The organism is Brevibacterium casei CIP 102111, from assembly GCF_900169275.1.
Taxonomy (GTDB): Bacteria; Actinomycetota; Actinomycetes; order Actinomycetales; family Brevibacteriaceae; genus Brevibacterium; species Brevibacterium casei.
In genome coordinates this window covers 22447-44866 of record NZ_FXZC01000001.1, presented here as the reverse complement: position 1 = coordinate 44866, position 22420 = coordinate 22447, and the positions used below count along the sequence as shown (strand labels likewise).

The following is a 22420-nucleotide window of genomic DNA, read 5'->3' as shown; positions in this document are numbered from 1 at the left end:
GCGGTGTCACTCCTTCGGGGCGTTCTCCGCCCACCAGGCCCGCAGCATCTCCTCGGCCCGCTCCTCGCCGAGCGGTCCGTGTTCGAGGCGCATCTCGAGGAGGTGCTTGTAGGCCCGCCCGACGAGCGGAGAGGGTTCGATGCCGAGGATCTCCATGATCCGCCGACCGTCGAGGTCGGGCCGGATCGCCGCGAGCTCCTCCTGCTCGGCGAGCGCGGTGATCCTCGACTCGAGATCGTCGTAGGCGAACGCGAGCCGGTCGGCCTTCTTCCGGTTCCGCGTCGTGACATCGGCACGGGTGAGGATGTGGAGGCGGGTGAGCAGAGCTCCGGCATCGGTGACGTAGCGGCGCACGGCAGCGTCCGTCCACCCCGCATCCCCGTAGCCGTAGAAGCGCAGATGGAGTTCAACGAGGCGGCAGACGGCTTTCGTCGTGTCCTTGTCGAAGCGCAGGGCCTTCATCCGCTTCGCCGTGAGCTTCGCGCCGACGACATCGTGGTGGTAGAAGGTCACGGCACCGCCAGGGAGGAAGTTCCTGGTCGCGGGCTTCCCCACATCGTGCATGAGGGCGGCGAAGCGGACGACGAAGTCGGGTTCGGGCAGGTGCTGTGGGTCGGCGGCCTCGACTCCGGCTTCCCGCTGCCTCGCGGCATAGGCGGCCTCAAGGTCGACGGCCTGCCGGAGCACGGTGAGACTGTGCTGGTAGACGTCCTTGTGCCGGTGGTGCTCGTCGGTCTCGAGCCGCAGCCCTGCCACCTCGGGCAGGACATGGTCGGCGATCCCGGTGCGCACGAGCAGGTCGATCCCGGCGGCGGGATCGACGCCGGTGATGAGCTTGACGAGTTCGACCTGGATGCGTTCGGCGGAGACGATGGCGATCCGGTCGGCCATCTCCGTCATCGCCGCCTCGACGCCGGGATCGACGTCGAGTCCGAGCTGTGAGGTGAAGCGCGCGGCGCGCATCATCCGCAGCGGATCGTCGGAGAACGAGTCCGCCGGGGTTCCGGGTGTCCGGATCCGGCCGGCCATCAGGTCGTCGAAGCCCTGGTAGGGGTCGACGAAGGTCTTCTGGGGCAGGCGCACGGCCATCGCCCCGATCGTGAAGTCGCGGCGGACGAGGTCGGCGTCGAGGTCGGTGCCGAAGCGGACGACGGGCTTGCGCGAATCGGGCTCGTACGCCTCGGCGCGGTAGGTCGTGATCTCGATCTGCACCCCGGACTTCATCGCTCCGATCGTGCCGAACTCCCGGCCGATGTCCCAATGGGCATCGGCCCAGTCGACGATGAGGGCGAGGATGTCGTCGGGGCGGGCGTCGGTGGTGAAGTCGAGGTCGGGCATCGGCCGTCCCATGAGCGCGTCGCGCACCGAGCCGCCGACGAGGGCGAGCTCGAATCCCGCCTCGGCGAATCGACTGCCGAGCGGACCGAGGATGTCGTCGAGCTCATCGAGCTTGTCGTACAGCCGCACATGCGCGCTCTGCGGGTCCACCGAACTCCTGACTCTTGGAGGTAAGCCGGCCTGCGGGCACGGCGATCGAGCAACCTCCAGCCTACCGGGAGCGCGTCAAGCGGGACTTCCAAGAATCGCCCATTAAGGTAGGAGAATGACCACACCGATGCCCAAACCGGGACCGCGGGCATCCCGACGCACCACGGTCGAGGAGACATCCGCCGGGGGCATCGTCGTCGACTTCTCCAGTCAGGATCTCAGTGTGGCCGTCATCGCCCGACTCAACCGCGCAGGGCGTCTCGAGTGGTGCCTGCCCAAAGGGCATCTCGAAGGGGAGGAGACCGCCGCCGAGGCGGCCCGCCGTGAGGTCGAGGAGGAGACCGGGATCCTCGGCCAGGTCATCTGCCCGCTCGGTACCGTCGACTACTGGTTCACGGTGACCGGGATCCGCATCCACAAACTCGTCCACCACTTCCTGCTCCGCGCGAGGTCCGGCACGCTCACGGTCGACAACGATCCCGACCAGGAGGCCGTCGACGCCGCCTGGGTGCCCTTCGACGAGCTGCGGACGCGATTGTCGTTCGCCAACGAACGCCGTATCGTCGCCGCTGCCCGTCCCATGGTCCGTGAGTGGGAGATGTGAGGGCGGTGTGCCTGTGTGCCGCATGACGAACGAAATGGAACAGTGAACAGCTTCACCCCCGCGCGCGTCCTCTTCGCGCTGCTGACTGCGACCCTGCTGCTGGCAGGGTCGGTCTTCGCCCTCCCCCTGGCCGCGGCGGCTTCCGGCGGCCAGAGCGGCGAGAATGCGAGCGGCGCGGCCGACGGCGGCGACGCCGACGGCGGGAGATCCGGCACCGGCGTGTCGATGCGACTCGATGAGATCACTCCGTGGCTCGACGACAAGGGCACCCTGACCGTGCGCGGAACGGTGACGAACTCGACGGACACGGCGATCGTCGATCCGCAGCTGCGCCTCGGCATGTCGCTGCGCACCCTCGACTCCGAATACCGCATCGAAGCGTGGAAGACCGATCAGTCCCGGCACCGGGTCGTCGCCGATCTCGACAGCGACGGGCCGGAGGCGAGGAAGCAGGCCGAGAAGCAGGGCGGTGACGATGCCGATCCGGTCACCTCGGTGGATGCGACCTTCGCCAAGGAACTCGCCCCGGGGTCCACGGGCGAGTTCACGATCACGGTGCCCGCCGACCAGCTCGGTCTGCGCGCGTCCTCCCCGAACTCCTCGTGGGGGTCCCGTGGACTGAGCGTGCAGATCCGCGACGCCTCCGGGGCGCTGGCCACCGGAGTGGGCTTCACGACGTGGTATCCGAACCCGAAGTTCGATCGCACAGCGATCAGCTTCCTCGCCCCGGTCACCCTGCCCGGCTACACCACCGACGGCCTCATCGGCCCCGACGAGCTCGATGCCGCGATCGCCGAGGACGGAGCGCTGACGAACGCCGCCCGGGCGTTCGAGGACCCCAAGGTGGCCATCGCCCTCGACCCCAGGGTCGTCGCCTCGTTCGAGGCCGCCGTGGCAGAACCCCCCGCCGAGGACGGCGAGGAAGAGGAGACCGGTGCGCCCTCCCCGCCGCCGAGCCCTGGTGAGACCGCAGCCGCCGAAGGCCCCGACGAGCGGGAGGAGCAGCGCAAGCGCCTCGACGCGTGGTACCGCGAGTTCCTCGCGACCGCAGAGACCCGCACGGTGCTCGCCCTGCCCTTCGGCGATCCCGATCAGAACTCGCTCACCGGCGAGGAGCTCGACGACCTCGGTGCCTTCGCGGAGAAGGAGAAGAGCATCGTCAAGGATGTCCTTCCGAATGCCCGCACGGACATCGCGTGGCCGATCGCCGGCACCGCGGACCGTGCGGACCTCCGCGCCCTGCAGAAGGCGGGGAATTCGACGGTCATCCTCGATGACGTCCAGCAGCCTCCCACCTCAGGCATCCGCGAGGACGCGCATTCGGTGACCCGGACGACCTCAGACGGGCAGTCGACCGTCGAGACGCTCATCTCCGACTCGGCCCTGACCCGGCTGAGCGCCGACGTCATCAACGCCGAGGCACCGGCGGCGGCGATGAGCGAACTCGTCGCCACGACCGCGGCGATCCAGTCGGAGGCGCCCAACCGGTCACGGCACCTGCTCGTGCCTCTGCCGCGCACGACCGCCTCGGCGGGGTGGGAGTCGACGGTGAAGACCGTGACCGGAACCCCCTGGATCGAAGCGGCCGGTCTCGATGCCCTGCTCGAGAGCGATCCCGAACCGCGGGGCCTGCTCCAGAAGGCGACGGATCCCGAGCGGATCGCCACGAGCACGCTCGAGGGGATCGCCGAGGTCCGGACCACGGAGTCGAAGTTCAACAGCGCGTTCTCCGATCCTGAGGCCGCGAACACGCGCCTCGACCGGTCCCTGCTCGCGTGCACCTCGGTCGCGTGGACCCTCGGCGGGGATTCGTCGACGTGCCTGGCGAAGGCGCAGCAGACGAGCCGGGCGCAGATGGACGGCCTCTACCTCGAGAAGGGCTCCTCGGTGCTCCTCGTCACCGGGGAGAAGACGACGATCCCGGTGACGATCGTCAACGACACCAACGCCGAGGCGACGCTCAGGCTGCAGATGAAACCGCAGACCCCGCAGCTGCGGGCCCAGACCACGGAGACCGTCGCCGTCCCACCCGCAGAGACGATGCGCGTCGACGTCCCCGTCGAGGGGCTCGCGAACGCCGACGTGCCCACGACCATCGAGATGGTCACCGCCGACGGCGTCGTCCTGCCCAGGGACGCCTCACTGCTCGTGCGGGTCCGCGCGGACTGGGAGAACATCGGCACCGCGGTCGTCGGATTGGCGCTCGCGGCCGTGTTCGTGATCGGCTTGGTCAAGTCCGTGTCCCGCGGACGGCGGAAGATCCCCGAACAGCAGCTGGCGGCGGCGGTCGCCCGCGCGAAGAACGACGAACCGGAGAAGAGGTAGGACGTGGCGAACTTCTCGAGCCTGGCGCGATCCTCGGCGATCATGACCGCCGGCACCCTGGCCTCGCGCATCCTCGGCCTCGTCAAGGCCTCCCTGCTCGCCATCGCGATCGGCATCACCGCCGTCCAGGCCGACGCCTTCGACGTCGCGAACAAGGTCCCGAACACCCTCTACATGCTGCTCGCCGGCGGCGTCGTCAACGCTGTGCTCGTTCCCCAGCTCGTGCGGGCGACGAAGCGCGAGGACGGCGGACGCGACTACACGAACCGCCTCCTCACGCTCTCCTTCCTCCTGCTCGCGATCGTCAGCGTCGTCGCGACGCTCGCCGCCCCGATCCTCGTTTGGCTCTACTCCTCGGGGTGGAGTCCTGAGCAGATGGCGCTGGCCACGGCGTTCGCATACTGGTGTCTGCCGCAGCTCTTCTTCTACGGCCTCTACACGCTGCTCGGCCAGGTCCTCAACGCGAAGTCGTCGTTCGGTCCCTACATGTGGGCGCCGGTGCTCAACAACATCGTCGCGATCGCCGGACTCCTCGTCTTCATCGTCGTCTTCGGCACGAACACCGCCTCACCGCACACGCTCGACACGTGGACGCCCGAGAAGATCGCGCTCATGGGCGGGTCGGCCACCCTCGGCGTCGCGGCCCAGGCGCTCATCCTCATCTGGCCGCTCAAGCGGATCGGCTTCAGGTACCGGCCGACCTTCGGCTTCCGCGGCGTCGGCCTCGGCACGGCCGGCAAGGTCGCCTTCTGGACGTTCGCGGCGATGCTCATCGGCCAGCTCGGCTTCCTCATCATCTCCCGCGTCGCCGCCGGCGCTTCGATGCCCGGCGAGGGGAACGCCTCGAACGCGGCGTACACGTATGCCTACCTCGTCTTCATGCTCCCGCACTCCCTCATCGCGGTCTCGCTCGCCACCGCCCTCTTCACCTCGCTGAGCAGGAACGCCGCCGAGCACGACACCGAGGCGGTGAAGTCCGACTTCTCGATGGGCGTGCGCATGGTCGGGCTCGTCAACTCCTTCGCCGTGGCCGCCCTCGTCGTCCTTGCCTCTCCGGTGGCGATGGTCATCGCCGGCAACGGTCGGGAACAGGCGATGGCCGTCGGTCTCGTCATCATCACGATGGTCTTCGGGCTCATCCCGTTCAGCGCGAACTACCTCGCCCAGCGCGTGTTCTACGCGTACGAGGACGCGCGCACGCCGTTCTTCATCCAGCTGCCGCAGATCGTCTTCCAGTCCCTCGCCGTCCTCTCGGCGTCGATCTTCCCGAAGTCCGTGACGGTGGCGATCATCGGCCTCGTCATGAGCCTCGGCTACCTCTTCGCGATGATCCTCTCGTTCGCCCTTCTGTCCAAGCGTCTCGGCGACATCGGCATCCGCGCGATCGCGAAGGCGCATGTGAAGTTCCTCCTCGCCGCTCTCGCTGCGGGACTCGCCGGCTACGGGCTGCTCCTCTTCTTCCCGGACTTCGCGCTTTCGGGTCAATGGCAGGCCTTCGTCGTCACCGCGGGAGTCGGCACGGTCATGCTCATCGTCTACGTCGGAGCCTGCTTTCTGCTCCGAGTCCGAGAGTTGCATTCGATTATTGGCCTCGCAGCTGGAAAACTTAGGAGATAGTCAGTCCTCGTCCGTCCCGCCGCCCCGGAGGTGATCCCCCTGATCGATATCGAACCCGGCATGGTCGTTGCCGGTCGCTATGTCGTATCAACGGTTGACCGCCCGTGGTTGGAGGACAGGCCCGAGGTCGGTGCGGTGTGCACCGCCCTCGACGCGATCCTCGACGAACCGGTCCTCATCCACGTCGCCGACGCCTCAGGCGGCTCCGACGTCCTCGAAGCCGCACGCCGGGTATCGATCCTCGGCGACCCGCGGATCGCCCCGACCCTCGACGTCGGGAACTCGAACGGGCTCGACTACGTCGTCTCGACGCGCATCGCCGTCACCCCGCTCGGCACCATCCTCCCGAAGACGCCGCTTCCCGTCGACGCCGCCCGCGCGCTCATCGGGGAGGTCGGCACGGTCCTCGTCACCTCGGCGAGGCGAGGTCTCTTCCACATGTTCCTCCGCCCGAGCGTCGTCGGCATCAACGCGAACGGCGGGATCCTTCTCTCGGGAATCGGCATCGATGCCGCGCTCGCGCTCGGCAACGGCGTCATCGACCCCGACGACTACACTCCCACGGCAGCCTCCCGGCAGGACGCCCTCGACCTCATCCGACTCTTCTATGCAGCGGTCACCGGGTACTGGCCGGGCGAGGAGGGCAAGGACGGCATCCCCCCAGCGCCCCGCGAGAACTCGCGGATCGCGCGGGCGAAGTCACTCAACCCGGAGATCCCCGCCGAACTCGATGACTTCGTCAGCGGTGTGCTCACAGGCGCCGATCCCGGTCCCGGGTCCGTCGCCGAGGTGCTCGGATTCCTCGACGAATGGGACGCCGAGCTGCTGCGCTACGTCAACCGCACGCCCGCAGCCGAGAACGACAAGCTGTTCGACGAGTCCCCGTCCAGCTTCGACGAGGCGACGAAGCTGCCGAGTCCGGGTCCGGCGCCGCTCGGCGGGTCGACATCGCAGGCCAGCGACGACCAGGTCAAGGCGGCTCTGGTGCGCATCGGCATCACCCGTCCTGGAACCCGTGGCCTGGCTGCCGGTGTCGTCGGTCGCACGACCGGTCGCTACGCGGAGCGCATGCAGATGCGACAGGCCTCGAGCTTCCCGATCGGCGCGGAGCAGATCGACAACGCCGCGAAGGACTGGGACGAGTGGTCCCCCGAGCAGACGTACTCGGAGTACTCCGGCTACTCCGCGCATGAGTACGACGAGAATCTCACGACCCCGATCCTCAACCGCGATGAACCCGACCCGGACACGCAGGCGATGGACATCGTCGCCGTCGACGAGGAGGACGACGACAACGACACCCGCGTGATCATCGACGACGAGGACGACGGTTCGTGGTTCCTCGGCGGGATGTTCGAGACCTCGGAGCAGCAGCGCGAGCACCAGCTGCGCGAATACGAACGCGAGCGCCGCATCGCACGTGCGAAGGAGGAGGAGGCCAGGCGCCGCCTCGCCGCCCTCGATGCTTCGGCTGCCGCGCGGCGCGAGGAAGCCGAAGCAGCGGCCCCGCCGAAGCAGGTGCGCAGGCTCTCCCCGGAGACCGTCGACCAGGGCGAAAGCGGGACCGCGGCCGCCGGGACCGCGGCGGCCGGCGTGGGCGCGGCAGCGGCGGGAGCCGGTGGACCCGGGAACACCGCACCGACGAGCTCAGCACCCACCGGAGGGTCCGGGCACGGGAACGGTGGGGCCGCCTCGGCGAGCAGCCTGGCGTCCGCCCCCGGGGAGGACCCGCGGGAGACCCGAGCCCGAACGCGGAAGCCCTTCGCCCTCCTCGTCCTCGGTCTCCTCGTCGTCGCCGCAGTGATCATCGGCATCATCGTCGTCAATCTCAATTCGGGACAGGACGAGCCGACGGCGACGCCCGAGACTGCGGCTCCGAGCGAACCCGCGGAAGACAGTCCGGCCGAGGAGGAGCCGAAGGCCGAGCCCCCGAAGATCGCCGAGGTCTCCGCACTCGATCCCGAGGGCGACGACAAGGAGAACGACGACCGCGCCGGCGACGTCGTCTCCGGCGAGAAGGGGTCGTGGCGGACGGATCGCTACAACTCGGCGAAGTTCGGCAACCTCAAGTCCGGGGTCGGCCTGCTCTTCGAGCTCGAGAAGTCGGCGACCGTCAATGAGGTCACCGTGAAGTCCTCGACTTCCGGGGGAAAGTTCGAGATCCTCAACGGCTCCGATCCCACCTCGGCGAAGAAGGTCGGCGAGGGCGAGTTCGAAAAGGGCGACGACGGGGTGACCGTCAAGCTCGATGAGGGCGTGGAGACCGATTCTCTCATCCTGTGGATCACCCAGCTGCCCAAGGATGACGGCGGGTACCGAGCCACCATCAGCACCGTCGACCTCGCCTGAGCGGTCGCGGTCGGCCACGTCAGCCGGTGGACCACCTCGGCGGGGGTGCCCGGACGACGGCCGCAGGCGACCGCTGCCTGCGGAATAGTCGCCGTCGGGCTGCCGTTACCACTAGGCTAGGAATCCAGCGTCAGCACGGCGCACGAGACTACGACAGGGAACGCACAACATGACTGACACACAACTGGTGATCATCGGGTCCGGTCCGGCCGGATACACGGCCGCCGTCTACGCCGCCCGAGCCAACCTGTCACCTGTGGTCATCGCGGGATCCGTGACCGCCGGCGGTGAGCTCATGAACACCACCGACGTCGAGAACTACCCCGGGTTCCCCGCGGGGATCCAAGGTCCCGAGCTCATGGAGGCCATGCGCGAGCAGGCCGAACGCTTCGGAGCCGAGGTCGTCTACGACGACGTCGAGACGCTCAAGCTCAACCCCGGAGCCCATCAGATCGAAACCGCCCTCGGCGCGCGCTACACCGCCAAGGCCGTCATCCTCGCCACCGGCTCCGCCTACCGCGAGCTCGGACTGCCGAACGAGAAGAAGCTCTCCGGCCACGGGGTGAGCTGGTGCGCGACCTGCGACGGCTTCTTCTTCCGCGACCAGCACATCGCCGTCGTCGGGGGCGGCGACTCCGCCCTCGAGGAGGCGACGTTCCTCACTCGCTTCGCGTCGAAGGTCACGCTCATCCATCGCAGGCAGGAGCTCCGTGCCTCCCAGGCCATGCAGGATCGTGCGCGCGCTGATGAGAAGCTCGAGTTCCTCCTCGACACCGAGGTGGCGGAGATCCATGGAGACGAGGCTCTCACCGGGCTGACGGTCCGCAACACCGTCACGGGAGAGACCTCCGAACTTCCGGTCACCGGTCTGTTCGTCGCGATCGGGTCCGACCCGCGCACGAGCCTCTTCGCCGAGCAGTTGCCCCTGCGCGCCGACGGCTACCTCGAGGTGGAAGGCCGCTCGTCGAAGACCGCCGTCGAAGGCGTCTTCGCCGCCGGCGACGTCATCGACTCCGTGTACCGTCAGGCGATCACCGCAGCCGGGTCCGGCTGTGCGGCCGCCCTCGACGCGGAGAACTACCTCGCCGATCTCGAGGCCTCAGAGCAGCTCGAAGCAGACGGCGACCACGAAGCCGCCGTCGAGGTCATGAACGCCTGACGGAGGCGGGTGCACCAGGCTCCGGAGTCTGCCTGCGCCCTGGGGGAATGAAACCCCCGCACACGCTGTTCTCGGTAGAGACAGACCACCGCCAGCAGAAAGGGAGCTCATGACGACCGAAGTCACTGATGCCACGTTCGATGAGACCGTCCTCAAGTCCGATAAGCCCGTCCTCGTCGACTTCTGGGCCCCGTGGTGCGGCCCGTGCCGCATGGTCAGCCCCATCGTCGACCAGATCGCCGACGAGAACGCCGACAAGCTCACCGTCGTCAAGGTCAATACCGACGACAACCTCGAGACCGCGAGCAAGTACGGGATCACCTCGATCCCGGCACTCTACGTCTTCAAGGACGGCGAGGTCGCCAAAACGATCATCGGTGCCCGTCCCAAGCCGGCGCTGGAGGAAGAGCTCGCAGAGTTCATCTGATCAAGTTCCAAGGCGCCTGTTGTAATATCAACAGGCGCCTTCGGCGTATTCCCCTCGGAAACACACCCCAGAGAAGCAGATTGGCACGACATTGAATCACCACGGACGCCCCCAGTTCAGGAACGGGGACACCTCAGAGGTCCTCCCTGCGATCAAATCGCAGATGGCGCGTCTCGGTCTCACTGTCGGCGATGCCCACACCCAGGACTTCGATCGTCCCTTCGAGCTCGCCGTCCGGCAGTTCCAGCAGACCAGGGGAATCCTCTGCGACGGTGTGCTCGGCACTGAGACGTTCGCAGAGCTCGAACGGGCCCGGTACCAGCTCGGGGACCGTGTGCTCCGTTTTGACCCCGTCAAGGTCCTCACGGGGGATGATGTGCTCTCGTTGCAGCGCACCTTGTCGGGATTGGGGTTCTACGCCGGCCGAATCGACGCCGAATACGGTGCCACCACCGAAGCGGCGGTCAAGGAGCTGCAACGTGGTCTCGGAACCAAGGTCGACGGCGTCGCAGGACCGCAGACGCTGCGTGGACTCTCTGCCGTCGATCGCAAGCAGAGCACGGGCAACCTCTTCGCCCTCGAGGAGCACGCTCGAGTCGCGGCGTCGGGAACATCGCTCGCCGGCCGCACCTTCGTCATCGAAGCGGCGACGACGATCGCGGACTTCGTCACCCTGCCGATGAACGAGGAGCAGAGCAGGCTCGAGAGGGAAGTCACTACAGATGTAGCACGCCGCTTGGCAGGGCGCCTGGAGGCCGTCGGTGCTGGTGCCGTCCTCCTCGATGGCGATGCTGCCGAGATCAATGCGGCCGATCAGCTGGGCGCGTCGGCCGTCGTCACCGTCACCGCCGACGTCAGTCGGTCGCCCGGAGCGAACGGTCTCGCGACGTTCTATTTCGGGCACGAGGAACATCCGGACATCAACTCACCGGTAGGGGCCCGTCTCGCGGGCCTCATCCAGAGTGAGATCACCGCGCGTACGGGAATGCAGGACTGCCGATCCCACGCTCGCACGTGGTCATCACTCAAGCGCCTCCGCACACCCAAGGTCCACGTGGTCACCGGGTACCTCACGAACGAAGGCGATCGACGCAACCTCGAAGACCCTGCGGTGCGCGACGCCATCGCGGATGGCATCGCTGCAGCGCTGCAGCGTCTCTACGTCAGAGAGGACTCCGATCCCGAGACCGGTACCCTCAGTCTCGCCGAGATCAAGGCCTACGGCTGAGACTCGCTGATCGATTCGGGTCCGCTCATTCGTCGCCCGTTCCATGTGATTCACGAATCGCCGATGCCTCGATGCTGAAAAGCCCCGTTGGCCAGGTATTGTCGCCGTGCCCGTCCCTCGAGACCATCGGCCCATCGCTGATCCGAATCGGTCGAGCAGAGCGCAGAGTCGCCCCCCTGTCATAAGTGCCCCATGTCGTAAGTACTGTGCGAGATACCCGACGGCAAGCAACCAACGGTCGGCGATTATGCCGACGACGACTTCCTTTGAATAGACCCACTGCACAGGACCGCGCGAAAAGCTTGCACATATTCCCAACCCGCCACCACCCAAACCTTCCGCATTACCTCCACACGAACACCGTTTCCGCGGTTCAGCCATGCCGGTCGCAGCCACATATGCGGCTGAGATGGGAATGGAGGGAAGCGGCTTCCGTTTCACGTGGAACCGAGGTCCAATCACACCCCAGAAGTTCCGACATCCACGGCTCATTCTCGTCGGCGGGCGCCCACAGAGTCGATCCCTCGGTTGACTATCCGGTCAAGTAATCGGCAGACGACAAGCATTTTCGCCCTCCGCCAGCGACATCGTTCGGCTGAAAGATGCCCGTGCGCCAGTGCGTGTGTTTCCGTCTTCAGTTGCTCGTACCATGTGGAGCCATGTGGATGCATGATCTGCCGTACCAATTCCACGATGTACGATCTGGCGTAGCGATTCCACACAGCGGGTAGGTCACCAACATCAAGTCACGAAGTCCGCAGCATGCTGGAGGAAGGCTACTCTGTCGCAGAGTTGGACTGTTTCACGTGAAACAAGGTGCGCAGCTCGGACACGTCTTTACGTCGAACATGGCTCGGACACGTCTTCGCTTCGAACACAGGGGGAGCACATCCTTAACTGGGTTTCACGTGAAACAACGATGACAACTGACGTCCAGCGTAGGTCGCCATGGATTCCGCTAATCCAGGTTTCAGAAACACATGCCCAACAAATCTCCCCGCCTTGTTACCGACACCGCTTCTTCCCAGAAGGTGGGTTTCCTTCGATTGACGTATTGGAGGACCTGGTTTCACGTGAAACGCACCGTGTTCCCTCTCTGAGATGCACGTCTGCCAGCTCACGCGAGTACGCCTATCAGCCGACGGTTCACGGAAGAACTATGAATCCAGGAGCGAAAGACCACAGCCTTCAGTTCCAATCCTTCGTCCGTACCGACGACTGCCCCAAGCGGTACCTTCAGCTGAATCCCGCGGTTCCGGACTCCAACAATGTCGTCCACTTGAGTAAATCGACCAACCTGGGACGACTCGGTAGCCTCCGGTTGTCACAGAAGCCTGCCCTCCCGATAAGCTTCACTCGTAAGACGTTGGGCCGACCCCACGCGTGTTTCACGTGAAACGCGCCTGCTGACGATCATTGGGCAACATTACCGTCGGTCAACAATGTTCATCGCTGATCCAAGAGCTTCGCATTGCGCCGGGAAGCAGACCACCAGATCGATGCAAACACTTATTCACAGTGCATCGCGCTAAAGAAAAATCGCGGATGAAACCCACTCCAGTGAATCGTAACTGCGGCCTGTGCCTCATCAGACCGATTTCCACCATCTGGTGTACCACTTTAATAATATGTTTCACGTGAAACGGCTACCAGCGAACTGAAATCACGACCGGAGGGACGAGCGGGTGTCCGCCTATCTGTTCCACAGGACGCTGCAATCGACGCTACATACCTAGAACATGGAGCAGACTTCGCAAAACGGCCACCAGATAGATGTTTTGAATTGGGCCGTGCATTGATGCGGACTCGACCTGTTGGGTTCATTTGCTTCCTACAACCGCCTCAAATAGACCTCGGTTCTACAGGAGCGAGCGCTCAGGTGAGGACTGCCGGAAACTGCTTGATGGGTTGAACGGCTTCAGACTGGAAAATGATCGCACCGACATACGCACGTAACGACTCGGGTACATGGTGAGCTCGGAATCGTAAGTGGCGGCCCGTTTCACATGAAACTGGTTGTAGCCATGTTTGGGACTGGTCAGTACTCACCGGATTCAGGAATCGTCGCTTCTTCGGATACTCCACGAGATTTGTGCTCTGATCTTCGTTTCACGTGAAACGCCGCCCGGCCATCCCTACCAGCGCTCATCTCCTTCATCCAGCAGTCGAGTTAACCGTACATAAGTGAGTGGAGATCAAACGCCGGAAAGTAGGCAGGCATTGAAAAGGACCGAACTCGATTGAATCCACGGAGAACGACCACTCATGCCACCAACATCGGTACCAAGTATGCTGCGGCGCAATCGAACCTCGATATCGTGCGTTCTGAGTTCAATAGTCAACTTCCCGTTTCACGTGAAACACCGTGTTCCAGTTTCACGTGAAACCTCAGACGAGTCACCCACGAAGATCTCCAACGCACATGCCAGACAGAGGCATTTGTGACGCCGCTACTTGTTCCGACAACCGTCTAGAAGGAATCTCCAGGTTCAAGCGAACGTGGAGTAACCGAATGCAGAACTCGGTCGAAACGTTCACCTGTCGTCTCACGCTTGCGACCGGCTTACCGGACGACTGAACCGTGCAAATGGACCAAACCAACGTCGACGAGTTCCGTGGCCGATTCTTCCTCTGGAATAGCACTGCTGCTGTCATCCAAATCCGTTGATCGCTCCCGTCATAGCGCCACGTTTCACGTGAAACGGGAGTCTGATCGCCGGTACGCAGTTAGTGGGACAAGGCCATGAGTCAGCGCATCCCGGTTTCACGTGGAACACACGTACCTCCCCGGTTCAGGGCGAATTGCATCAATCGAAACTCATGAAATGCCCTAGTCGAGACCACCTGTTAAATGGGACAGTGGTGTTCAGTCGCATGACACTGAGAATGCTGTGACCGCAGGAGTTCTATCATCGTAGGCGCGAATCTGCGCAATTTGTGTCACCGGCAGCCCAAACGTGTCACCGGCAGCCCAAACAACGTGCTTTCAGCCGGGTTCAACGCGCAGATCAACGACTTCTATAAAGACGAATACTTACGGGCCGCGGCAACTCCTGAACAACCGCAAGCGAACCGACCCAGCTATAACTCGGCTTGATATCGGCAGTTCCGCAGTCCCCAGGAGTTCTGGCTGACAAGTGGGCTTCGAATCAGAGGAAGATACCGCGTGACCTATTCGGGGGACTTGACGCCGAGAAGGGCGAGGATGCGGTCGAGGTCCTCCTGATTGGCGAACTCGACGCTCAGCTTGCCCTTGCGCTTGCCGACGGTGATGTTGACCTTCGTATCGAGACGATCACCCAGACGCTCGGCAACCTCGATGAACTCGGGCGCCACACGCGATGTTGCACGTGAAACATTCACCGAGTCGCCGCGGTTGAGGAGCACAACGGCTTCCTCAGAGGCACGCACAGAAAGACCCTCGGCGACTATTCGCTGAGCAAGGACTTCCATCTGCTCCGGATCCTTGAGACCGAGGATAGCGCGAGCGTGTCCGGCCGAGATCACGCCGGCTGCGACGCGACGCTGAACCAGCGGTGGGAGACGAAGCAGGCGCAGGGTGTTCGAGATCTGCGGACGGGAACGTCCGATGCGCTCCGACAGCTCCTCCTGCGTGCAGCCGAAGTCCTCGAGCAGCTGGCCGTAGGCAGCCGCCTCTTCGAGAGGGTTGAGCTCGGCACGATGGAGGTTCTCAAGCAGTGCATCGCGGAGAAGGTCCGTGTCCTCGACATACCGGACGATCGCAGGGATCGTCTCCAGACCGGCTTCCTTCGTCGCACGGAGTCGACGCTCACCCATGATGAGCTCGTATCGCTCGGCCTCACCGGGCTTCCGGCGTACGACAACAGGCTGGAGCACACCGATCTCGCGAATGCTGTGAACGAGTTCAGCGAGCTGATCCTCGTCGAAGACGGTCCGCGGCTGACGAGGGTTCGGATCGACGAGAGCGACGTCGATCTCTCCGAATGCCGTATCCGGGATCGAATCGACTCCCGACGCTTCAGCAACGCCGTCCGCCTCATCATCGGCGTCGTTGACGGCTGCGGCATCGCCGGATCCATCGTCGCCCGACGTGATCGCAACGTCTACTACATCAGTAGTAGACATTCCGGTGTCACTCGGCTGGCCTGCCGGTTCCTCAGCCGAGGCCTCTGTCTCCGGGCCGGCGTCCGCGGCAGCCTCGTCGTCGCTGAATCCCCTCGAGGTGTAGACACCAGGATGGTCTTCACGGACGTCGTCGTTCGGTGCAGTGAGGTCAACGGCGCTGGTCTCCTCGACAGCTGATGCCTGCTCAGCCGCCACCGCAGACTCCGCAGTCTCGGAGGTCGCGGGCTCGACGGACGAGCGCTTCGCCGCTGGGGACGCAGTCTTGGAACCCGACGCCTTCGCTCCGGCCGTCTTCGTCCCTGCCGCCTTCGCCGCGGATCCCGACTTCGACGTCGTGGATCCAGTGGCCTTGGACGCTGAGGACTTGGAGGCTGCGCCCTTGGCAGCAGCGGTCTTCGCACCCGCAGCCTTGCTGGCTGCGCCAGTCTTACCGCCTGCGGCCGCCTTGCCCGTCGAGGACTTCGAGGCGGCACTCTTCGTCGTTGAACTCTTCGCCGATGTGCCGGCCTTCGAACTCGCGGTCGACCGAGACCCACTCTTCGCCTGCCCGGCGCCTGACGACTTCGCCTCCGAACCCTCAGTTGCCGACTTCGGCTTGCGACGCCTCGAGGACTGCATCGTCGCCGCAGGGTCGGTACGCCGACTGCGCCCAGCCTTCGTCTCCTCACCGGCACCACGGGACTGTTCGTCGGCATTGCCGCCGGAGAAGAACACGTCGACAGGGCGATCGTTCGACGCAGCATCGGGAATGAGCGCTCCGAGACCTCGCCCCAGTCCGCGCTTCTTGCGTTCAGCCACGTTCCACTCCTCGGTTCGCGATTTCCTCAGCGGCTTCCAGGTAGGACAGAGCGCCGCTGGAATGAGGATCATAGGTGATGACAGTCTGTCCGTAGCTCGGCGCCTCGGAGATCCGCACAGATCGCGGAATCGCCGTCCCCAGCACTTGCTCCGGGAAGTGAGAGCGGACGTCTTCGGCGACCTGGGCGCTGAGGTTCGTGCGACCGTCGTACATCGTCAGGAGGATCGTCGAGACCGAGAGCTGCGGGTTGAGGTGCTTCTGGATGAGCTGGATGTTCTTGAGCAGCTGGCTCAGTCCCTCGAGCGCGTAGTACTCGCACTGGATCGGGATGAGCACTTCGCGCGCGGAGACGAATGCGTTGACGGTGAGCAGCCCCAGGCTCGGCGGGCAGTCGATGATGACGTAGTCGACGCGGTCCCCGGCCGCCGCTCGCTCCTCGAGGTAGAGTCCGAGCGACCGCTGCAGCCGCTGCTCGCGGGCGACGAGGGAGACGAGCTCGATCTCGGCACCGGCGAGGTCGATCGTCGCCGGCACGCAGACCAGGGTCTCGAAGTCCGGTGCCTGCGCCACAGCATCCCGCATCGGGACATCGTCGATGAGCACATCGTAGATGCTCGTGACGTCGGAGTAGTGGTCGATGCCGAGTGCCGTACTCGCGTTCCCCTGCGGGTCGATGTCGATGACGAGGACGTTGAGGTTCTGCTTCGCGAGTGCACCGGCGATGTTCACGGCGGTCGTCGTCTTGCCGACGCCGCCCTTCTGGTTGGCGATGGTGAAGATGCGAGTCGAATCGGGTTTGGGGAAGCTCACCTGTGCCAGTCGGTCTGCGCGACGGTTGTCGCGAGCGATCGCGGCACCTATCGGAGACGACTCGTCCATGATCGGCATTCGGCGCACTCCATCATCCATCGGGTTCACAAAGCTACTGACAGCCTAAACCAATTTCAGTTCGTTCTATTTCTTCGCTATTTCCACAACGCGGCTGGGGGTTTCGAGGATCCCCCCGTCGACGAGGTGGACCGTCGGCTGCCCGAAGCGGTACCGCTTGAGCAGCTTCTTCGCCTTGACGAGCTCACTGTCGACCGAGGCCCCCTTGAGGGCGAGGATGCGCCCTTCGGGACCGATGACCTCGTGCGTCCATTCGACGAGGGTGGCCATCGCCTTGACGGCCCGCGCGGTGACGACGGTGAACATCTCCTCATCGACGAGGTCCTCGACCCGAGCCCTGACGATGCGGACGTTCTCAAGGCCGAGGTCGTCGACGACCATCGTCAGCCAGTCGACGCGACGCTCCATCGGCTCGATGAGCACGACGGTCGCCTCAGGTCGCATGAGGGCGATCGGAATCCCCGGCAGACCGGCCCCGCTGCCGACGTCACCGACGACGTCGTCATCGCCGACGAACTCGGCGACCACCGCGCAGTTGAGGATGTGCCGCGACCACAGCCTGTCGAGTTCACGCGGGCCGATGAGGCCCCACTCGATCCCGGTAGTCGCCAAGTGCTCGGCATAGCGCTGGGCGAGGGGGAACGCCTCACCGAAGTACTCCTCGGTTCCGGCCGGCGGAACCTCGACCTCCGTCAGGTCAGTCATCAGCGGGACGGACGACGACATGACGTCCGTCGCCCTCGCCTTCCGACTCGGACACGAGTCCGGCCTTCGCCACCTGATCGTGGATGATCTTGCGTTCGAAGCTGTTCATCGCCTTGAACGCGAACTCCTCGCCGCTCTCCTTGACTTCGGCGATGGCGTCCTCAGCCTTGCGGATGAGTTCGTCGCGCCGGCTCGAGCGGTAGCCGTCGATGTCGAGCATAAGCCAGGACCGCTGGCCCGTGCTCGTCTGCACGGCGAGACGGACGAGCTCCTGCAGCGCACCGAGGGTCTTGCCGTCACGGCCGACGAGCGTGCGCAGGTTCGAGTCGTCCTCGTCCTCGCAGACGATGGACAGCTGCGCCCGGCCGTCGGCGACGTCGATGTCGATGTCGCCGTCGATGTCGGCGATGTCCATGAGCTCTTCGAGATAATCCGCCGCGATCTCGCCCTCTTCCTCGAGGAGCTCGGCACGGGTCGGCTTCGCAGCCTTGTCGTCGATGGCTTCTTCTGACATGTCCTACCTCAGCGCTTCTTGTTCTTCTTGCGGTTCTTGCTCACGGGCTGCTGACGCTGACCGGTCGGCTTCGGTGCCTCGACGGTGGTCTGCGCAGACCCCTTGATCTCTGCCGACGGAACGGTCTTGCCCTTGCGCGCCTTGCGCTCGAGCATCTCCTTCTCGGCCTTCGACCCGGGTGCCGGCATGTTCCTGATGACCATGTGCTGCTGGACCATCGTCCAGGTGTTCGACACGAGCCAGTAGAAGAGGACGCCGAGCGGGAAGTAGATTCCGCCGACGCCGAAGACGACGGGCATGATGTAGAGGAGCATCTTCTGCGACTGCATCATCGGGTTGGCCATCGCGGCCTCCGACATGTTCTTCGCCATCATCTGCTTCTGCGTGATGAACATCGTCGCAGCCATGATGATGATGAGGACCGCGGTGAGCACCTTGACGGTGATGCCCGGATCCATGAACGTCGCCGAGAGGGAGACGCCGAAGACCGAGGACTCCTCGGCCTGCTGGGCGAGCTCCTGGGTGAGGCCGCCGATCGCGTCGATCTTGCCCTCAGCCACGTTCTGCATGTTGTGGATGACGCGGAAGAGCGAGAAGAAGATCGGCATCTGCACGAGGAGAGGCAGACACGACGCCCACGGGCTCGTCTTGTTGTCGCGGAACAGGGCCATCTGCTCCTCGGCCATCGCCTGGCGCGAGTACTGGTCCTTCTTGCCCTTGTACTTCGCCTGCAGACGCTGGATCTCAGGCTGGAGGAGCTGCATCTTCCGCTGGGCCCGGATCTGGTAGACGAAGAGCGGAATGAGCAGTGCGCGGATGACGACGGTCAGACCCGCGATCGAGAGCACCCAGGTCCAGCCGTTGGCTGCGGGCAGACCGAGTGCGGTAAAGATGTCATGGAAGATCGCAAGGATCCAAGCCACTACCCACTGCAGGGGGTAGAGCAAGCTGTCGATCCAGTCCATTCAGTTCTCCTCGTTGCAACGATCCATCACGATCGTTCATTGTGCCATTGTTGTCAGTCGGTCGCGACACGGGTGCGGACGCGGATCTCTCGGCTCGTATCAGGCCCTCACGGACGCTCGCCCCGCATGCCGGCATCAGCGTCATGGAGCATCTGGGACCGGGCTTCGCGGGCTGAGCCGGGAACATGGTCCACCCCGCCGTGGGAGAACGGATTGCACCTCAGCACTCGCCACCCAGTTAACACCATTCCCTTGAGAACTCCGTGTATCTCGAAGGCCTCGAGGCCGTACATCGAGCAGCTGGGATAGTACCGGCAGACCTGTCCGTAGAGCGGAGAGACGACCACCCGATACGCGCGGATGAACCACACGAAGGGCATCCTCGGTGCGATGCGGACGAACCACCACAGCCCCGGCCAGAATCCGGCCGGACGCTCGGGCACCTCGGATTCATGTCTGAGGTCGTGTTCGGCGTCCACGGTTCTGCTTCTTCCGGGCCTTCCCGATGAGGTCGTCCACCTCGGTGGCCAGCTGGGAGTACTCCGCCTCCGCGGCGTTCGGCAGCGCCCTGACCACGAACAGGCTCCCCGTGCCGAATTCGTCCAGCCGGGGCCGGACGATCTCCCGCAGCCGGCGTTTGACCCGGTTGCGCGTGACCGCGTTGCCCACGGCCTTGGATACGATGAAACCCACGCGCGCGGCGTGGGAATCATCAACGTCTCTCAGGCTGTGCGCCATGAGGTGGTCCGAGCGCACGCGGACACCGGCTCTGAAGACTCGTCTGAAGTCGTCGCCGTGCCGGAGGCGGTGCGCATCCGGAATCACATTCAGGCCGAGACTTCGGAACGTCCCTTGCGACGACGCGAAGCCAGGATGGCGCGGCCCGCGCGGGTGCGCATACGCAGACGGAAGCCGTGCTTCTTGGCGCGCTTGCGGTTGTTGGGCTGGAATGTACGCTTGCTCACTTGAGGTCTCCGATTTCTAGATCGCGGATGAACGCCTGAAGCGTTCTCACAAAAAACGGCGGTGCGAGTCTCGACCGCCGAGCACTCCTGTGCATGAGAGCTATACAGAGAATCGGATGCAGCCCGGTACACAGGACACTCCATCTTAGCCAAGGCGCTCAGGCCCGGTCAAACCGCTCAGAGATGTTCCCCGTCACGGTGCCCGGCCGTCGACTCCCATTCACCTCTGCGTCGACTCCCGTCTTCCACAAGTCACAATCATGTAGTTTTCCACACGCTTATCCACCCGTGTGGAGTATCGCCCGGCCGACTCGTCACTCCTCCACAAACTGTGGAAAACTGTGTGGAAGTCATGCACAGGTGTGGACCGTGCGACGAAGACGATCGACAGAAGAGAGGATCGACGGTGTCGAATTCCAAGAACGAGCTCATCGGCCAATGGCAGACGGTGGTCTCTACCCTGGATCAGGACGCCGACCTCACCCGACATCAGAAGAGCTTCCTCTACCTCGCCCTTCCCAAGGCTCTCGTCGACAACGCCCTCGTCCTCCTCGCCGTCCGTGACGAGCATTCGCGCCGCACCATCGAGACCCGTCTCCTCGAGCCGCTGACCAGGGAGTTCTCCAAGGTCATCGGCTTCGACGTGACCTTCGGCTTCGTCGTCGACCCTGAACTCGACGTCCCGATCCGCTTCGACGAACTCATCGACGATGCGTCCGCAGAACCCTCGACCGCTGCCGAGACCACGGCCCCGACGGCATCCGACGCCGCACCCGCACCGGCCCCCGCACCGGCGACGGAGATCGACGAACCGGCTGTGGCTCCTCCTGCCGCCCCGGAGCCCTCCCCTGTGGGGAACAGCGCTCCCGCACCGTCCGCCGACACCGGCACCCGACCGGCCGATTCGCGCATCGAGGTGGAGATCGCAGAGGCGACGACCACCCCGACCCCGCCCGTCGACGTCCCCGGCGTCGCCCAGCTCAACCCCAAGTACACGTTCGACACCTTCGTCATCGGCGCGTCGAACCGCTTCGCCCATGCCGCGGCCTTCGCCGTGGCCGAAGCGCCGGCGAAGGCGTACAACCCCCTCTTCATCTACGGCGACTCGGGACTGGGCAAGACCCACCTCCTCCACGCGATCGGGTTCTACGCCACTCAGCTCTTCCCCGAGATCCGCGTCAAGTACGTCTCGAGCGAGGAGTTCGTCAACGACTTCATCAACACGATCGGCTCTTCTCGGACGTCGAACGCGCTGCGCCCGGCCTTCCAGCGCCGCTACCGCGAAGTCGACATCCTCATGATCGACGACATCCAGTTTCTCCAGGGCAAGGACGCCACCGTCGAGGAGTTCTTCCACACCTTCAACGCCCTCCACAACGAGGCGAAGCAGGTCGTCATCACCTCCGACCAGCCGCCGAAGATGCTGAAGGGCTTCGAAGAGCGGCTGCGGTCCCGGTTCGAATGGGGTCTGCTCACCGACGTCCAGCCCCCGGACATGGAGACCCGCTTCGCGATTCTGCGCCGCAAGGCCGCCGGCGAGCACCTCGACGTTCCCGACGACGTCCTCGAGTACATCGCCTCCCGGGTCTCATCGAACATCCGCGAACTCGAGGGCGCCCTCATCCGCGTCACCGCCTTCGCCAACCTCAACGACCAGCAGGTCGACGTGTCGCTGGCCGAGACGGTCCTCAAGGACTTCATCACCCAGGACGACACCCCCGCGATCACCGCTGCCGACATCATGGGGCAGACCGCCGCCTACTTCAGCCTCACCCTCGACGACCTCTGCGGGACCTCGCGCTCGCGGACGCTGACGACGGCCCGGCAGATCGCGATGTACCTCTGCCGCGAACTCACCGACCTCTCCCTGCCGAAGATCGGGCAGGCCTTCGGCGGCCGCGACCACACGACAGTCATGCACGCGAACAAGAAGATTCGAACGCAGATGGCCGAGCGGCGGGCGGTCTACACCCAGGTCACCGAACTCACAAACCGCATCAAACAACAGCACCGCCTATAGAAGACGCTATGCACACCTGTGGATAACTCTGGGGACAATTCGACCACAGTGGGGATAACTCTGGGGACGGAGTCCTGCAGCCACGTGGACGGATGTGAACTACACGGCTGTGCTTACCCAGGCGTCCCCGAACACCAGCCTGCGGTTGCACATCCGATCCACACCCCGACGACGGCAGAGATCCCAGGAGTGCTCTGCGTCCTGACCGTTTCGTCCACAGGTTCCACAGGTGCTGATACTTCTGCTGAATCAATCTCAGG

17 protein-coding genes are annotated in these 22420 nt (G+C 64.6%); 8 read left to right on the top strand and 9 right to left on the bottom strand.

The window, feature by feature from the left end:
• Positions 1–6: 6 nt before the first annotated feature.
• On the bottom strand, positions 7–1488 hold the full coding sequence (locus BC102111_RS00180; RefSeq protein WP_063250373.1) for a CCA tRNA nucleotidyltransferase: 1482 nt from the start codon (positions 1486–1488) through the stop codon (positions 7–9).
• A 115-nt stretch (positions 1489–1603) separates the two neighbouring features.
• Here BC102111_RS00180 and BC102111_RS00175 point away from each other — a divergent pair, with 115 nt between their 5' ends.
• From BC102111_RS00175 to BC102111_RS00145, 7 genes are all read left to right on the top strand, one after another.
• Entirely contained in the window at positions 1604–2092 is a 489-nt protein-coding gene (locus BC102111_RS00175) for an NUDIX domain-containing protein (protein WP_040341368.1), read from the top strand.
• A gap of 42 nt (positions 2093–2134) precedes the next feature.
• Positions 2135–4417 carry a DUF6049 family protein gene (locus BC102111_RS00170; protein WP_101623307.1) on the top strand — a complete coding sequence of 761 codons (2283 nt, stop codon included), beginning with the start codon at positions 2135–2137 and terminating at the stop codon, positions 4415–4417.
• A gap of 3 nt (positions 4418–4420) precedes the next feature.
• Positions 4421–6034, top strand: coding sequence for a murein biosynthesis integral membrane protein MurJ (gene murJ, locus BC102111_RS00165; RefSeq protein WP_101623306.1), 1614 nt, complete (start codon positions 4421–4423; stop codon positions 6032–6034).
• A gap of 135 nt (positions 6035–6169) precedes the next feature.
• Positions 6170–8383 carry a protein kinase family protein gene (locus BC102111_RS00160; RefSeq protein WP_101623609.1) on the top strand — a complete coding sequence of 738 codons (2214 nt, stop codon included), beginning with the start codon at positions 6170–6172 and terminating at the stop codon, positions 8381–8383.
• A 169-nt stretch (positions 8384–8552) separates the two neighbouring features.
• The gene (gene trxB, locus BC102111_RS00155) at positions 8553–9542 is read left to right on the top strand and encodes a thioredoxin-disulfide reductase (protein WP_101623305.1); all 990 of its coding nucleotides are present in this window, start codon (positions 8553–8555) and stop codon (positions 9540–9542) included.
• A 109-nt stretch (positions 9543–9651) separates the two neighbouring features.
• Positions 9652–9969, top strand: coding sequence for a thioredoxin (gene trxA / locus BC102111_RS00150; RefSeq protein WP_101623304.1), 318 nt, complete (start codon positions 9652–9654; stop codon positions 9967–9969).
• Positions 9970–10060: 91 nt separating this feature from the next.
• Complete coding sequence (locus BC102111_RS00145) at positions 10061–11197, top strand: N-acetylmuramoyl-L-alanine amidase (protein WP_009376882.1); 1137 nt, start codon at positions 10061–10063, stop codon at positions 11195–11197.
• 3171 nt (positions 11198–14368) lie between these two features.
• Here BC102111_RS00145 and BC102111_RS17915 read toward each other — a convergent pair.
• From BC102111_RS17915 to rpmH, 8 genes are all read right to left on the bottom strand, one after another.
• Positions 14369–16102, bottom strand: coding sequence for a ParB/RepB/Spo0J family partition protein (locus tag BC102111_RS17915; RefSeq protein ID WP_009376886.1), 1734 nt, complete (start codon positions 16100–16102; stop codon positions 14369–14371).
• A complete protein-coding gene (locus tag BC102111_RS00135; protein WP_009376888.1) occupies positions 16095–16991 on the bottom strand; it encodes a ParA family protein in 897 nt (298 codons plus the stop codon). The genes BC102111_RS17915 and BC102111_RS00135 overlap by 8 nt, the downstream gene beginning before the upstream one ends.
• Positions 16992–17057: 66 nt before the next feature.
• Positions 17058–17696, bottom strand: a complete 639-nt coding sequence (gene rsmG / locus BC102111_RS00130) for a 16S rRNA (guanine(527)-N(7))-methyltransferase RsmG (RefSeq protein ID WP_100227413.1) — start codon at positions 17694–17696, stop codon at positions 17058–17060.
• A complete protein-coding gene (locus BC102111_RS00125) occupies positions 17689–18210 on the bottom strand; it encodes a Jag family protein (protein ID WP_009376890.1) in 522 nt (173 codons plus the stop codon). Before BC102111_RS00125 ends, rsmG begins: the two co-directional genes overlap by 8 nt.
• An 8-nt stretch (positions 18211–18218) precedes the next feature.
• Complete coding sequence (gene yidC, locus BC102111_RS00120) at positions 18219–19175, bottom strand: membrane protein insertase YidC (RefSeq protein ID WP_009376891.1); 957 nt, start codon at positions 19173–19175, stop codon at positions 18219–18221.
• A gap of 107 nt (positions 19176–19282) precedes the next feature.
• Positions 19283–19654 (bottom strand): membrane protein insertion efficiency factor YidD, encoded by a 372-nt coding sequence (gene yidD / locus BC102111_RS00115; protein WP_223289831.1) that lies wholly within the window; start codon positions 19652–19654, stop codon positions 19283–19285.
• On the bottom strand, positions 19626–20000 hold the full coding sequence (rnpA, locus tag BC102111_RS00110; RefSeq protein ID WP_040341370.1) for a ribonuclease P protein component: 375 nt from the start codon (positions 19998–20000) through the stop codon (positions 19626–19628). The genes yidD and rnpA overlap by 29 nt, the downstream gene beginning before the upstream one ends.
• Positions 20001–20002: 2 nt before the next feature.
• Positions 20003–20140 carry a 50S ribosomal protein L34 gene (gene rpmH / locus BC102111_RS00105; protein WP_009376895.1) on the bottom strand — a complete coding sequence of 46 codons (138 nt, stop codon included), beginning with the start codon at positions 20138–20140 and terminating at the stop codon, positions 20003–20005.
• Between the two features lie 406 nt (positions 20141–20546).
• Between rpmH and dnaA the strand changes: the two genes are divergently transcribed.
• A complete protein-coding gene (gene dnaA, locus BC102111_RS00100; RefSeq protein ID WP_009376897.1) occupies positions 20547–22160 on the top strand; it encodes a chromosomal replication initiator protein DnaA in 1614 nt (537 codons plus the stop codon).
• The last annotated feature ends 260 nt before the right edge of the window (positions 22161–22420 follow it).

Bases quoted from the DNA above. Each gene is read 5' to 3' on its own strand.
- BC102111_RS00175 (WP_040341368.1), top strand. From the start codon at position 1,604: ATGACCACACCGATGCCCAAACCGGGACCGCGGGCATCCCGACGCACC.
- trxB (WP_101623305.1), top strand. From the start codon at position 8,553: ATGACTGACACACAACTGGTGATCATCGGGTCCGGTCCGGCCGGATAC.
- trxA (WP_101623304.1), top strand. From the start codon at position 9,652: ATGACGACCGAAGTCACTGATGCCACGTTCGATGAGACCGTCCTCAAG.
- BC102111_RS00135 (WP_009376888.1), bottom strand. From the start codon at position 16,991: ATGCCGATCATGGACGAGTCGTCTCCGATAGGTGCCGCGATCGCTCGC.
- rsmG (WP_100227413.1), bottom strand. From the start codon at position 17,696: ATGACTGACCTGACGGAGGTCGAGGTTCCGCCGGCCGGAACCGAGGAG.
- BC102111_RS00125 (WP_009376890.1), bottom strand. From the start codon at position 18,210: ATGTCAGAAGAAGCCATCGACGACAAGGCTGCGAAGCCGACCCGTGCC.
- yidC (WP_009376891.1), bottom strand. From the start codon at position 19,175: ATGGACTGGATCGACAGCTTGCTCTACCCCCTGCAGTGGGTAGTGGCT.